The following is a 13,425-nucleotide window of genomic DNA, read 5'->3' as shown; positions in this document are numbered from 1 at the left end:
CCGCCTTCGGCGCGCCCCTTTACCAAAGGGGGCTTTCCTCCAGAACGGTCCGGCCGCTCCCCGCAACCACGCGGGCTCTTGGCTGCCGCCGCATGACCGCGCCACTTCCAGACGCTAAACTCCCGGCGTGAATACTCTGACCCATACCGCACAGGAACTGGCCGAGCGCTTCGGGCTGCAGGTGCACGGCGATCCGTCCACGGCCATCCATGGCGTGGCCACGCTGGCCCATGCCGGCCCCGGCCAGCTGACCTTCCTGGCCAATCCGCGCTACCGCGCCCAGCTGGCCGACAGCAGGGCGGCCATCGTTGTGCTGCGCGCCGACGACGCCGAGGTCGCGCCCGGCACCGCCCTGGTCGCCAAGGATCCCTACACCACCTTCGCCAAGATCGGCGCGCTGTTCGAGACGGTGCCGCTGCGCGAGGCCGGCATCCACCCCAGCGCGGTGATCGACCCGTCCGCGCAGGTGGCCGCCAGCGCCCACATCGGCCCGTTCGTCAGCATCGGCGCGCGCAGCGTGGTCGGTGAGAACTGCATCGTCGGCACCGGCAGCATCATAGGCGAAGACTGCGCGCTGGATGCCGGCTGCGAACTGATCGCCCGCGTCACCCTGGTCACCCGGGTCCGGCTCGGCAAGCGCGTGCGCGTCCATCCCGGCGCCGTGCTGGGCGCCGACGGCTTCGGCCTGGCGATGGACGCCGGCCGCTGGATCAAGGTGCCACAGCTGGGCGGCGTGCGCATCGGCGACGACTGCGAGATCGGCGCCAATACCTGCGTGGACCGCGGCGCGCTGGAAGACACCGTGCTGGAAGAAGACGTGCGCCTGGACAACCTGGTGCAGATCGCCCACAACTGCCACATCGGCGCGCACAGCGCGATTGCCGGCTGCACCGGCATCGCCGGCAGCGCCAGGATAGGCCGCTACTGCCTGCTCGGCGGCGCGGTCGGCGTGGTCGGACACCTCGAGATCTGCGACCACGTCGTCGTCACCGGCAAGTCGGTCGTGCGCAACTCCATCACCGAACCGGGCGAGTATTCGTCCGGCACCCCATTGACCGACAACCGCACGTGGCGCAAGAACGCCGCGCGCTTCAAGCAGCTGGACAGCCTGGCACGCCGGGTCCTGGCTGTGAGCAAGGAGAAGGAATGAACTCACCGCTGCCGTTGCCCATCGACGTCAACACCATCCGCACGCTGATCCCGCACCGCTACCCGTTCCTGCTGGTGGACAAGGTGGTCGCGCTGGACACGGAGGCCAGGACGATCGTCGCGCACAAGAACGTCACCATCAACGAGCCGTTCTTCCAGGGGCATTTCCCCAGCCAGCCGATCATGCCGGGCGTGCTTATCATCGAGGCGCTGGCGCAGGCCGGCGGCGTGCTGACCCAGCTCAGCCTCGGCCGCGACGCGCAGTCCAAGCTGTTCTACCTGGTCAAGGTGGACAACGTGCGCTTCATGAAGCAGGTGGTGCCGGGCGACGTGCTGGAACTGCACGTGCAGGTCAAGCGCGTGATCCGCAACATGGCCGTCTACTACGGCGAAGCCAAGGTGGACGGTGAAGTCGTGGCGCATGCCGAGGTGCTGTGCGCCGGCACCCGCGAATGACCCCGACCGGAGCCCGCGCATGAGCGACAGCGCCCCCCTGATCCATCCCACGGCGGTCGTCGATCCGTCGGCGAAACTCGCCGACGACGTGCGCGTCGGTGCGTTCAGCCTGATCGGCGCCGACGTCGAGATCGGCGCCGGCACCGTGGTCGGGCCCCATTGCAGCATCCATGGCCCGACCCGCATCGGCCGCGACAACCGCTTCATCGGCCACGCCGCCATCGGCGGCGAACCGCAGGACAAGAAGTACGCCGGCGAACGCACCGAACTGGTGATCGGCGACCGCAACGTGTTCCGCGAGTTCGTCACCGTCAACCGCGGCACCGGCGGCGGCGGCGGCGTCACCACCCTCGGCAACGACAACTGGCTGCTGGCCTATACCCATGTCGCCCACGACTGCCACGTGGCCGACCACTGCGTGTTCTCCAACAACACCACCCTGGCCGGCCACGTCAGCGTCGGCAACTGGGTGATCATCAGCGGCTTCGCCGGCGCGCATCAGTTCTGCCGCATCGGCGACCACGCCTTCCTTGGCATGGGGGCGCTGGTCACCGGCGACATCCCGCCGTTCACCATGGTCGGCATCGACGGCCACGGCCGCCCGCGCGGCATCAACAGTGAAGGCCTCAAGCGCCGCGGCTTCGACGCCGGGCGCATCGGCGCCATCAAGCGCGCCTACCGCACCCTGTATGTAGCCGGCGTGCCGCTGGCCGAGGCCAAGCTGCAACTGGCCGAGCAGGCCAGGGAAAGCGATGACGTACGGCAGATGCTGGACTTCATCGAGCACGCGGACCGTCCGCTGCAGCGATGAGTGCCAGCAGCAACAACGGGAACGGGGAATCGGGAACGGGGAATGACGGCGGCCAGACAACCGTCCCCGCCGCTTCCCTTCCCGCTTCCCGCTTCCCGCTTCCCCGTTCCCCGCGCATCGCGCTGGTGGCCGGGGAAACCTCCGGCGATCTACTCGGCGCAGGCCTGATCGCCGAACTGCGCCAGCGCTTCCCCGACGCCGAGTTCGCCGGGATCGGCGGTGACGCCATGCGCGACGCCGGCTGCCAGACCTGGTTCGATGCCAGCGAACTGGCGCTGATGGGCCTGGCCGAGATCCTGCGCCACCTGCCGCGCCTGCTGAAGCTGCGCCGCGCGTTCCGCGAGCGCGTGCTCGACTGGCGCCCGGACGTGTTCATCGGCATCGACGCGCCCGACTTCAACCTCGGCGTGGAACGCTGGCTCAAGCAGCGCGGCATCCGCACCGTGCACTACGTCAGCCCCTCGGTCTGGGCCTGGCGCGAGAAGCGCGCCGAGAAGATCGGCGCCAGCGCCGACATGGTGCTGTGCCTGTTCCCGATGGAGCCGCCGATCTACGCCCGCCATGGTGTCGATGCGCGCTTCGTCGGCCATCCCATGGCCGATGCGATCCCGCTGGACAGCGACCGCGCCGACGCCCGCACCCGACTGGCGCTGCCGGCCACCGCACCGGTGCTGGCCGTGCTGCCTGGCAGCCGCCTGGGCGAGATCGGCCGGCTCGGCCCGGCCTTCTTCGAGGCCGCCTGGCAGGTGGCCGAGCGCATGCCCGACCTGCACATCGTGGTGCCGGCCGCCAACGCCGGCTGCCGGCAACTGATCGACCAGCAGATCGCCGCCTCGGCCCTGCCCGCCACGCGCCTGCACGTGCTCGACGGCCAGGCCCGCGATGCGGTGACCGCCGCCGACGTGGTGCTGCTGGCTTCCGGCACCGCCACGTTGGAGACCATGCTGGTCAAGCGGCCGATGGTGGTTGGTTACCGGGTATCCGAACTGACCTACCGCATCGCCAGGGCCTTGAAGCTGGTCAAGGTCGACCGCTACGCCCTGCCCAACGTGCTGGCCGGCCGCGACCTCGCCCCGGAGCTGATCCAGCACGACTGCACGCCCGACCGCCTGGCCGCGGCGGTGCTGCAATGGTTCGAGCAGCCCGGGTACGTGGCCGGACTGCAGGACGACTACCGGCGCCTGCACCTGCAGCTGCGCCAGGACGCCTCCGCCCGCGCCGCCGACGCGGTGGCCTCGCTGCTGGCCGAGCCTGCGTGAACGCGCGCGCCGCTGCCGCGTCGCTTGCCCTGTTCGACGACGGCCTGCTGGCCGCCCGTCAGGGACCACGCCTGATCGCCGGCGTGGACGAGGCCGGGCGCGGGCCGCTGGCCGGACCGGTGGCCGTGGCCGCGGTGGTGTTCGACCCGCAGCGGCCGCGCATCAATGGTCTGGACGACTCCAAGGCGCTCACCGCCGCGCGCCGCGAACAACTCTTTGACCGCATCGTCGAGCGTGCCCTGGCCCACAGCATCGTGCTGGTGGACGTGGCCGAGATCGACGGCATCAACATCTTCCAGGCGACCATGCAGGGCATGCGCCGCGCGGTGGAAGGCGTGGCGCATGTGGCGCAGTTCGCGCGCATCGACGGCAACAAGATCCCCAAGGGCCTGCCCTGTCCGGCCGAGGCCCTGGTCGGCGGCGACGCCATCGACCGCGCCATCATGGCGGCCTCGATCCTGGCCAAGGTCAGCCGCGACCGCTACATGCAGGCGCTGCACCAGCGCCATCCCGAATACGGCTTCGACCAGCACAAGGGCTACGGCACCCCGGCCCACCTGGCCGCCCTGCGCACGCACGGCCCCTGCCCCGAGCACCGGCGCAGCTTCGCGCCGGTCCGTGACTGCCTGCCACGCATCCCGTAGGAGCGCACTTGTAGGAGCGCACATCTGTGCGCGAAGGTGCTCTACCGGGAAAGCCCTTCGCGCACAGATGTGCGCTCCTACACGGGGCGGGCATTCGGTGCCTGTCAAGCTTGTTCCCCACGCCCCCCGCGGCTACCCTGCCGTGTCATCGCAGTGATCCGGCATGAGCACTCCCCGCTTCGTCCATCTCCACGTCCACACCGAATTCTCGATGGTGGACTCCACCATCCGCGTTCCGGCCAAGCCGGACCAGGCCGACCCGAAGAAGGCCAAGCAGGCCAATCTCCTCAGCCGCTCGGTGGAGATGCGCGCACCGGCGCTGGCGGTCACCGACCTGAACAACATGTTCGCGCTGGTGAAGTTCTACAAGGCCGCCGAGGGCGTGGGCATCAAGCCCATCGCCGGCGCCGACGTGCTGATCGCCGAGGAAGGCCACGACCCGTGGCGCATGACCCTGCTGTGCCGCGACCGCGAAGGCTACCTGAGCCTGTCGCGCCTGCTCAGCCGCGCCTGGCTGGAAGGCCACCGCCCCGAGGGCGGCGTCGCCATCCACCCGCAATGGCTGAAGGACGGCTGCCACAACCTGTTCGCGCTGGCCGGGCGCCAGAGCCTGGCCGGGCGACTGGCCGGCGAAGGCCGCCATGACCTGGCCGAGCAGCAGCTGGCCGACTGGCAGCGCGTGTTCGGCGATGGCCTGCACCTGGAACTGACCCGCACCGGCCGCGACGGCGAGGAGCCCTTCAACCAGTTCGCGCTGATGGCCGCCGGCCAGCGCGGCCTGCCGGTGATCGCCAGCAACGACGTGCGTTTCCTGTCGCCGCAGGATTTCGACGCGCACGAGGCGCGCGTGTGCATCTCCACCGGTCGCGTGCTCGACGACCCCAAGCGCCCGCGCGAATACAGCCGCGAGCAGTACCTGAAGTCGCCCGAGCAGATGTGCGAGCTGTTCGCCGACATCCCCGACGCGATCGACAACACGCTGGCGCTGGCGCAGCGCTGCAACGTCGAGATGCGGCTGGGCACCTACTTCCTGCCCGACTACCCGGTGCCGGACGACGAGACCCTGGACACCTGGATCCAGAAGATGTCGCGCGACGGCCTGACCGAGCGCCTGGAGAAAAATCCGCTGGCGCCGGGCATGAGCCGCGAGGATTACTTCGAGCGGCTCGAGTTCGAGCTGGACACCATCATCAAGATGGGCTTTCCGGGCTACTTCCTGATCGTGGCCGACTTCATCCAGTGGGGAAAGAACCAGGGCATCCCGATCGGCCCGGGCCGCGGTTCGGGCGCCGGCTCGCTGGTGGCGTGGGCGCTGAAGATCACCGATCTCGACCCGCTGCCGTACAACCTGCTGTTCGAGCGCTTCCTCAACCCGGAACGCGTGTCGATGCCCGACTTCGACATCGACTTCTGCATGGACCGCCGCGACGAAGTGATCGACTACGTCGCGCGCAAGTACGGCCGCGAGCGCGTCAGCCAGATCATCACCTACGGCACCATGGCGGCCAAGGCGGTGGTGCGCGATACCGGGCGCGTGCTCGGCTTCCCGTACGGCCTGGTCGACGGCGTTTCCAAGCTGATCCCCAACATCCTCGGCATCGGCCTGAAGGATGCGCTGGGCAAGGGCAAGGAAGGCCCGGATTCGGAAATGGCCTCGGCCGAGCTGATCCAGCGCTACGGGACCGAGGACGACGTCCGCGACCTGATCGACCTGGCGCTGCAGCTGGAAGACCTGACCCGCAACGCCGGCAAGCACGCAGGCGGCGTGGTGATCGGGCCCGAGCCGCTGAGCGAGTTCTGCCCGCTGTACGCCGAACACGACGAAGGCAGCCTGGGCAGGAACCCGGTCACCCAGTTCGACAAGAACGACGTGGAAGAAGTGGGCCTGGTGAAGTTCGACTTCCTCGGCCTGCGCACGCTCACCATCATTGACTGGGCGGTGAAGGCGATCAACGCCCGCCACGCGCGCGCCGGCATCCCGCCGGTGGACATCACCCAGATCCCGCTCGACGACGCCCCGACCTACAAGGACATCTTCGCCAACGGCAACACCGGCGCGGTGTTCCAGTTCGAATCCTCGGGCATGCGCCGCCTGCTGAAGGACGCGCGCCCCGACCGCTTCGAGGACCTGATCGCGCTGGTGTCGCTGTACCGCCCGGGCCCGATGGACCTGATTCCCTCGTTCAACGCGCGCAAGCACGGGCAGGAGGAGATCATCTATCCCGACCCGCGCACCGAGGCCATCCTGAGCGACACCTACGGCATCATGGTGTACCAGGAGCAGGTCATGCAGATGGCGCAGATCGTCGGCGGCTACTCGCTGGGCGGCGCCGACCTGCTGCGCCGCGCGATGGGCAAGAAGGTACCGGCCGAGATGGCCAAGCACCGCGAGATCTTCCGCGAGGGCGCGGCCAAGGGTGGCGTCGACGGCCCCAAGGCCGACGAGATCTTCGACCTGATGGAGAAGTTCGCCGGCTACGGCTTCAACAAGTCGCACGCCGCCGCTTACGCGCTGGTCAGCTACCAGACCGCATGGCTCAAGCGTCATTACCCGGCCGAGTTCATGGCCGCAACGCTGTCCTCGGACATGGACAACACTGACAAGGTGGTCGGCTTCCTCGCCGAAGTGCGCAACCTCGGACTGAACGTGGAACCTCCGCGGGTCAACGCTTCGGCCTACATGTTTGAGGCCTCCAGCGCCGACACCATCCGCTACGGGCTGGGCGCGATCAAGGGTGTTGGCCAGGGCGCCTGCGAGGCGGTGGTGGCCGAGCGCCTGCGCGGCGGCGAATACACCACGCTGCTGGATTTCTGCGCGCGCGTGGAAACGGCCAAGCTCAACCGCCGCACCCTGGAGGCCATGATCCAGTGCGGCGCGCTCGACGGCCTGGGCCGCAACCGCGCCTCGCTGATGCTGCAGCTGCCCGAGGTGCTCAAAGCCACCGACCAGATGGCGCGCGAGAAGGCCTCGGGCCAGAACTCGCTGTTCGGCGCGCCCGATCCGGTCAACGCCGCCGCGCAGCTGGACCTGCCGGAAAGCCGCGAATGGCCGGTGGCGCAACTGCTCAACGGCGAGCGCGAGACGCTGGGCTTCTATCTCAGCGGTCACCCGTTCGACCCGTATGCCGACGACGTCAAGGAACTGGTCGGCACCGACCTGGGCGCACTGGACAAGCTGGTCGCACCGGCACCGCCACCGCGTGACGGCGAGAAGCGCGGCTGGCGCCAGGAAGCGCAGGTGATCCTGGCCGGCATGGTCATCGGCGTGCGCCGCAAGGGCGACAGCCAGGTGTTCGTGCAACTGGAGGACGGCAAGGGCCGCGTGGAATGCAGCGCCTTCTCCGATGGCCTGGCCGAATTCGGCCACCTGATGACCAAGGACCGCATCCTGGTGGTCAAGGGCGGCCTGCGCGAGGACGAATTCAACGGCGGCTACGCACTGCGCATCCGCCAGTGCTGGGACTTCGAGCAGCTGTGCGCCGACCATGCGGTGCGGCTGTCGCTGCGCGTGGACGGCCGCGGCGGCCCGATCTGGCAGCGCATCGAACCACTGCTGGCCACGCACCGTCCCGGCCGCACGCCGATCCGCCTGGACCTGCTGCTGAGATGCAGGGAGGGCGGCGTCGCCGGCATGCTCGACCTCGGCGGCAGCGGCGCGGTACGGGTCAGCACGCAGCTGCTCGACGCCCTGCGCGAAGACCCGGCGGTGCGCCGCGTCAAGCTGGCCTACAGCCCGCCCTGGGCCAGCTGAAGGTCCGGACGGCCGCGTACGGGTCCGGCCAACACGTTCGGCTACACTTCCCCACTTTCATTCAAGACGGTTTCCGATGAATCCGAACTACCTCGATTTCGAGCAGCCCATCGCCGATCTGGAAACCAAGATCCAGGACCTGCGCAGCGCCAGCGCGGGCCCGGCGGTCAATGTCGAGGCCGAGGTCCGGGCACTGGAAGACAAGCTGCGCCTGCGTACCGCGCAGATCTTCCGCAACCTGTCGTCCTGGCAGGTGCTGCAGGTGGCGCGCCACCCGTCGCGCCCCTACACCATGGATTACATCGGGACCTTCTGCGACGAGTTCCAGGAACTGGCCGGCGACCGCGCCTTCGCCGACGACAAGGCGATCGTCGGCGGCCTGGCCCGCATCGGCGGCCGCCCGGTGATGCTGATCGGCCACCAGAAGGGCCGCGACACCAAGGAAAAGATCAAGCGCAACTTCGGCATGCCCAAGCCCGAGGGCTACCGCAAGGCCCTGCGCCTGATGAAGATGGCCGAGCGCTTCGGCCTGCCGGTGCTGACCCTGATCGACACCGCCGGCGCCTGGCCGGGCATCGACGCCGAGGAGCGCGGCCAGTCCGAGGCCATCGCCCGCAACCTGCTGGAAATGGCCGAGCTGAAGGTGCCGGTGATCTGCACCGTGATCGGCGAAGGCGGTTCCGGCGGCGCGCTGGCGCTGGGCGTGGGCGACCGCACCGTGATGCTGGAGTACAGCGTCTATTCGACCATCACCCCGGAAGGCTGCGCCTCGATCCTGTGGAAGGACGCCGGCAAGGCCAAGGACGCTGCCGAACAGCTCGGCATGACCGCCCCGCGCCTGAAGGGCCTGGGCCTGATCGACAAGGTCGTGCGCGAACCGATCGGCGGCGCCCACCGCAACCCGAAGCAGATGGGCAAGCGCCTGAAAGCGGTGCTGCTCAATGAACTGGACGCGCTGGAAAAGCTGCCGGTCGACGAACTGCTGGCCAAGCGCTATGCACGCCTGCGCGGCTACGGCGCCTACGAGGCCGTCCCGTCTGCCGAGTCCACCGAGAAGAAGGGCAAAGTGGCGAAGAAGTAAGCCGCTTTCAACGTATCAGAACGCGAGGCCGGCAATGCCGGCCTTTCGTTTGTTTCAAACCCTCAGAACGGCTTGGCCAGCACCAGATAGACGATGGCGACGAACAGCAGCAACGGCAGTTCGTTGAACCAGCGCAGCGTGCGCGATGACGGCAGCGCCCTGCCCTTGGCCACGCCCTTGAGCCAGCGCCCGGTGAAGATGAAATACGCCAGCAGCAGCACCACCAGGCCCAGCTTGGCATGCAGCCAGCCGGCGGCGCCGGGGGCGACCATGGTCGGGAAGTCCGGCAATACCCGGTAGCCCAGCCACAGCACCAGCCCCAGCACGAAGGCGAGACCGAACATGACGTGGCCGAAGCGGTACAGGCGCCGCCCCATCAGTTGCAGGCGTTCGCCAACCTGGGCCGCCTGCCCGGCGGCCTCGACGATGTTGACCAGGATGCGCGGCAGGTAGAACACCGCGGCCATCCACGCCACCACGAACACGATGTGGAAGGTCTTCACCCAGAAATACGATTGCATGCGCTGGCTCCATCGGCGGCGTAGGATGGCCGCATTTTCGCCCATCCGTCCCCGACACGCACATGCAGGAAAAGCAATACGACGCCGCCTATTTCCAGCGCTGGTACCGCCGCGGCGATATCGGCGGCGCCGCGCGGCTGGCGCGCAAGGTGCAATTGGCCGTGGCCACCGCCGAGTACTACCTGGAACGCCCGGTCCGCAGCGTGCTCGATATCGGCTGCGGCGAAGGCGCATGGCGCGCGCCGCTGCTGAAACTGCGGCCGAAGCTGCAGTACATGGGCTTCGACGGCAGCGAATACGCCGTGCGGCGCTATGGCCGCACCCGCAACCTGCACCTGGCACGCTTCGGCGATTTCCAGTGGCTGCGCCCCTGCGCGCCGGTGGACCTGCTGGTCTGCTCGGACGTCATGCACTACGTGTCCAGCCGCGAACTGCGCCAGGGCCTGGCCGGGCTGGCCGAACTGTGCGGCGGCGTGGCCTTCCTGGAAACCTTCGCCGCCGAGGACGAGTTCCACGGCGACCACGACGGCTTCCAGTCGCGCCCGGCGCGCTGGTATCGCCGCCAGCTGGCGGCCGCCGGCTTCCGCGCCGCCGGCTCGCACTGCTGGCTGGGGCCGGCCTGCGCCGACGAGGTGGCCGCGCTGGAAAGCGGCAATTGAAATCCGCAGCGGTGGGTTTACCCCACACAGACTTGCCGGGAAAGCCCCTGCCGGGCAAGCCCGGCAGCTACGGACCGGCCGCAGCTCGGGGCCACGCCCCTCGGCCTTAACTCGCCCCCTGCCTGTTTGCGTTATGCTGCACGGCACCATATGACCATACATATTGCCCGGCATGCTCTATCAACTGCATGAGATGACCCGCAATCTGCTCGCGCCCTGGGTCCACCAGGCGCAGGCCAATGCGGCGTTCTTCAACAACCCGGGGCACTGGTGGTCGTCCATGCCCGGCGCCGACCGGCTGGCGGCGATGAACGAGCTGTTCCATCGCCTCGGCAAGGACTACGAAAAGCCCGAGTGGGACATCCACGAGCTGGAGCTCGACGGCGAAGTCGTTCCCGTCGCCCAGCTCACCGAGCTGGAAAAACCGTTCTGCCGGCTGCTGCGTTTCAAGCGCCACAGCAACGACGGCGCCAAGGTCGAAGCCCTGCTCGCCCAGCCCGCCGTGCTGGTGGTGGCGCCGCTGTCCGGCCACCACGCCACCCTGCTGCGCGACACCGTGCGCACCCTGCTGCGCGACCACCGCGTATACGTCACCGACTGGGTCGATGCGCGCATGGTGCCGGTGGAAGAAGGCGAGTTCGGCCTGGACGACTATGTCGAGTACGTGCAGGAATTCATCCGCCACCTTGGCGCGGCGAACCTGCATGTGGTCAGCGTCTGCCAGCCGACCGTGCCGGTGCTGGGCGCGGTATCGCTGATGGCCAGCCGTGGCGAAGCCACGCCACGCTCGCTGGTGATGATGGGCGGCCCCATCGACGCACGCCGCAGCCCCACCGCGGTCAACAATCTCGCCACGCGCAACCCGCTGTCGTGGTTCGAGAACAACGTCGTCCACACCGTCCCCGCGCCCTACCCCGGCCAGGGCCGCCGCGTGTACCCCGGCTTCCTGCAGCATGCCGGCTTCGTGGCGATGAACCCCAGCCGCCACCTGATGTCGCACTGGGATTTCTACACCGACCTGGTCAAGGGCGACCTGGACGACGCCAACGCCCACCGCCGCTTCTACGACGAATACAACGCGGTGCTGGACATGCCCGCGCGCTTCTACCTGGACACCATCCGCGTGGTGTTCCAGGAATTCCTGCTGCCGCGCGGGCAGTGGCATGTGCGCGGCGAGCGCGTGGACCCGTCGGCGATCCGCGACACCGCGCTGTTGAGCATCGAGGGCGAGCTGGACGACATCGCCGGCCTCGGCCAGACCGAAGCCGCGCAGGCGCTGTGCACCGGCATTCCGGCAGCGCGCCGGCGCCACCTCACCGTCGAAGGCGCCGGCCACTACGGCATCTTCAGCGGCCGCCGCTGGCGCGAAGTGGTCTACCCGGAGGTGCGCGACTTCTTCGCCGCGCAGTCCGCACAGCCAGCCGCCAGGAAGGCGAAGAAGTCCGCAAGCAACGTCACCCCGCTGCGCCGCCGCGCGCAGCGTTGACCGGACCGCGGTCAGTAGTCGTAGCGGAACATGACGCCCAGGGTCCGCGGACGCAGCCGGTTGCCGATGCCGGCCACGGTGCGTGCGTTGAGCGCGCCGTTGTCGTCGGTCAGGTTCTCGCCGTACAGGTAGCCGGACCAGCCGCTGGGCGACTCCAGGCCGACGCGCGCATCGACCGAGGTGACCGCGTCGCCCGGCGTACCTGAGGTCAATGCCGTCGCGCGCCGGGCGTCGTGCACCACGCCTGCCCGGGCGATGCCCTTGAGTGTCTCGCCCACCGGCCAGTTGTGGGCCGCCGACGCGCTGAAACTCGTCCTGGGCACGTTGTACACCGGCGTACCCCTGCGCAGCGGCGTGCCCGGCACGTCTTCGGCATAGGCCGCATCGACCCAGTTGCCGCCTACCTGCAGCATCCACGAGGCGTTGGGCGAGTAGATCAGGTTCACCTCCACGCCCTTGTTCTCGGTACCCTTGGAGTTGACCAGGCCGTTGATGCTGGTCGTGATCGGCACCCGCACCGCCACGTTCTTCCAGTCGCTGTAGAACAGCGCGCCTTCCAGCATCAGCCTGCCACCGGCCAGCAGCGACTTGGCACCCAGCTCGTAGGTCAGGATGCTGTCCGGGGCGACGGCCGCCGGCAATTCGATGCCATTGGCCTCGGCCACCAGCAGCGTGGCTATCGGCTGCAACTGCCCGGAGCGGAAGCCGCGGGCGACGCTGGCATAGAGGGTGGTGTCTTCGCCGGGCTTGAACGACAGCGCCAGGCGCGGGTTCCAGCTGTCGAACTTCGCATCCAGGGTCGAAGCACGGTCGGTGGAGACCGACCTGGCATCCACATGGTCCTTGAAATAACGCAGTCCCGCGGTCAGCGACCAGGCCGGGGCGGGCAGCTTCAGCGTGGTCTCGCCGAACAGCGCGTAGGCGTCGTTGAACTGCACCAGCCGGCTGGGCGGCACGCCGCCGACGCTGGAACGCTCATGGCGGTCGGCCTTGCGCAGGTAGTAGCCCACGGTCCAGTCCAACGTGCGCTCGCCGGTCGAGGACCAGCGCAGCTCGTGGGTGCGCACGCCGATCTGGATGTTGGTCACATAGGTCGTCGTCGGATTCAGCATGCCGTCGTTGGCATAGGCCAGGTCCGCGTCGGCGTAGGAATAGAACAGCCGTGAGCCATCGAAGGCGTAGCTGGTGGCGAAGCTGGCCACGCTCCAGGCATCGGTGTTGCTGTAGTGGGAGTTGGTGCTGCGGTTGTCGAGCGCGCTGTTGCCGCCGCCGGGCGCATCGGAGTCGTACTTCCAGCAGGCCAGATCCATGTCCCAGTGCTCGGTGGGGGTGAAGCGCAGCTTGATGCGCCCGGTCCTGACCCGTTGCTCGTTGATGTCCTTGCGGTCGCTGCGGGCATCGTCGATCCAGCCGGAGAGCGATTCGTCGGTGACGGCGACGCGCGCGGCGAGTTTGTCCCTGAGCAGCGGGACGTTGAGCATGGCCTTGCCGCCCCAGCCGTTGCCGCCGTCGCGGGTGGTGGAGGCCGAGGCCTCGAAGGCGGCGCCGAAGGCATCCAGGTCGGGCTTGCGGGTCAGGGTGCGGACGGTGCCGCCCATGGAGCCTTCG

Annotated in this window: 11 protein-coding genes; 9 read left to right on the top strand and 2 right to left on the bottom strand. The window is 68.7% G+C overall.

The window, feature by feature from the left end:
* Nucleotides 1–136 precede the first annotated feature (136 nt).
* From lpxD to AC1DGW_RS03915, 7 genes are all read left to right on the top strand, one after another.
* On the top strand, nt 137–1,150 hold the full coding sequence (gene lpxD / locus AC1DGW_RS03945) for a UDP-3-O-(3-hydroxymyristoyl)glucosamine N-acyltransferase (protein ID WP_478020656.1): 1,014 nt from the start codon (nt 137–139) through the stop codon (nt 1,148–1,150).
* Nucleotides 1,147–1,605: a 3-hydroxyacyl-ACP dehydratase FabZ gene (gene fabZ, locus AC1DGW_RS03940; protein ID WP_054666837.1), complete on the top strand. Its 459-nt coding sequence runs from the start codon at nt 1,147–1,149 to the stop codon at nt 1,603–1,605. Before lpxD ends, fabZ begins: the two co-directional genes overlap by 4 nt.
* A 19-nt stretch (nt 1,606–1,624) precedes the next feature.
* Nucleotides 1,625–2,416, top strand: coding sequence for an acyl-ACP--UDP-N-acetylglucosamine O-acyltransferase (gene lpxA, locus AC1DGW_RS03935; RefSeq protein ID WP_478019664.1), 792 nt, complete (start codon nt 1,625–1,627; stop codon nt 2,414–2,416).
* The gene (lpxB, locus tag AC1DGW_RS03930) at nt 2,413–3,675 is read left to right on the top strand and encodes a lipid-A-disaccharide synthase (protein ID WP_478019661.1); all 1,263 of its coding nucleotides are present in this window, start codon (nt 2,413–2,415) and stop codon (nt 3,673–3,675) included. Before lpxA ends, lpxB begins: the two co-directional genes overlap by 4 nt.
* A complete protein-coding gene (locus tag AC1DGW_RS03925; RefSeq protein WP_478019659.1) occupies nt 3,672–4,319 on the top strand; it encodes a ribonuclease HII in 648 nt (215 codons plus the stop codon). Before lpxB ends, AC1DGW_RS03925 begins: the two co-directional genes overlap by 4 nt.
* A gap of 163 nt (nt 4,320–4,482) precedes the next feature.
* Entirely contained in the window at nt 4,483–8,070 is a 3,588-nt protein-coding gene (dnaE, locus tag AC1DGW_RS03920) for a DNA polymerase III subunit alpha (RefSeq protein WP_478019657.1), read from the top strand.
* Nucleotides 8,071–8,146: 76 nt separating this feature from the next.
* Entirely contained in the window at nt 8,147–9,151 is a 1,005-nt protein-coding gene (locus tag AC1DGW_RS03915; RefSeq protein ID WP_478019655.1) for an acetyl-CoA carboxylase carboxyltransferase subunit alpha, read from the top strand.
* 62 nt (nt 9,152–9,213) lie between these two features.
* Here AC1DGW_RS03915 and AC1DGW_RS03910 read toward each other — a convergent pair whose 3' ends face one another.
* Complete coding sequence (locus AC1DGW_RS03910) at nt 9,214–9,672, bottom strand: CopD family protein (protein ID WP_478019653.1); 459 nt, start codon at nt 9,670–9,672, stop codon at nt 9,214–9,216.
* 62 nt (nt 9,673–9,734) lie between these two features.
* Between AC1DGW_RS03910 and AC1DGW_RS03905 the strand changes: the two genes are divergently transcribed.
* Together AC1DGW_RS03905 and AC1DGW_RS03900 are read left to right on the top strand one after the other, a co-directional pair.
* On the top strand, nt 9,735–10,331 hold the full coding sequence (locus tag AC1DGW_RS03905) for a class I SAM-dependent DNA methyltransferase (RefSeq protein WP_478019651.1): 597 nt from the start codon (nt 9,735–9,737) through the stop codon (nt 10,329–10,331).
* A 172-nt stretch (nt 10,332–10,503) separates the two neighbouring features.
* A complete protein-coding gene (locus AC1DGW_RS03900; RefSeq protein ID WP_478019649.1) occupies nt 10,504–11,817 on the top strand; it encodes a polyhydroxyalkanoate depolymerase in 1,314 nt (437 codons plus the stop codon).
* 11 nt (nt 11,818–11,828) lie between these two features.
* Here the strand turns inward: AC1DGW_RS03900 and AC1DGW_RS03895 are convergent.
* Nucleotides 11,829–13,425, bottom strand: a 1,597-nt coding sequence (locus AC1DGW_RS03895) for a TonB-dependent receptor (protein WP_478019647.1), incomplete at its 5' end; no start/stop codon positions are given.

The organism is Stenotrophomonas sp. 05N423, from assembly GCF_056397145.1.
Note: the sequence above shows the minus strand (reverse complement) of the source record. Positions and strands in the feature narration are given on the sequence as shown.

What these genes read in the sequence shown, in the direction of transcription:
- fabZ (WP_054666837.1), top strand. Translation starts at nt 1,147, where the DNA reads ATGAACTCACCGCTGCCGTTGCCCATCGACGTCAACACCATCCGCACG.
- lpxA (WP_478019664.1), top strand. Translation starts at nt 1,625, where the DNA reads ATGAGCGACAGCGCCCCCCTGATCCATCCCACGGCGGTCGTCGATCCG.
- lpxB (WP_478019661.1), top strand. Translation starts at nt 2,413, where the DNA reads ATGAGTGCCAGCAGCAACAACGGGAACGGGGAATCGGGAACGGGGAAT.
- dnaE (WP_478019657.1), top strand. Translation starts at nt 4,483, where the DNA reads ATGAGCACTCCCCGCTTCGTCCATCTCCACGTCCACACCGAATTCTCG.
- AC1DGW_RS03915 (WP_478019655.1), top strand. Translation starts at nt 8,147, where the DNA reads ATGAATCCGAACTACCTCGATTTCGAGCAGCCCATCGCCGATCTGGAA.
- AC1DGW_RS03910 (WP_478019653.1), bottom strand. Translation starts at nt 9,672, where the DNA reads ATGCAATCGTATTTCTGGGTGAAGACCTTCCACATCGTGTTCGTGGTG.
- AC1DGW_RS03905 (WP_478019651.1), top strand. Translation starts at nt 9,735, where the DNA reads ATGCAGGAAAAGCAATACGACGCCGCCTATTTCCAGCGCTGGTACCGC.
- AC1DGW_RS03900 (WP_478019649.1), top strand. Translation starts at nt 10,504, where the DNA reads ATGCTCTATCAACTGCATGAGATGACCCGCAATCTGCTCGCGCCCTGG.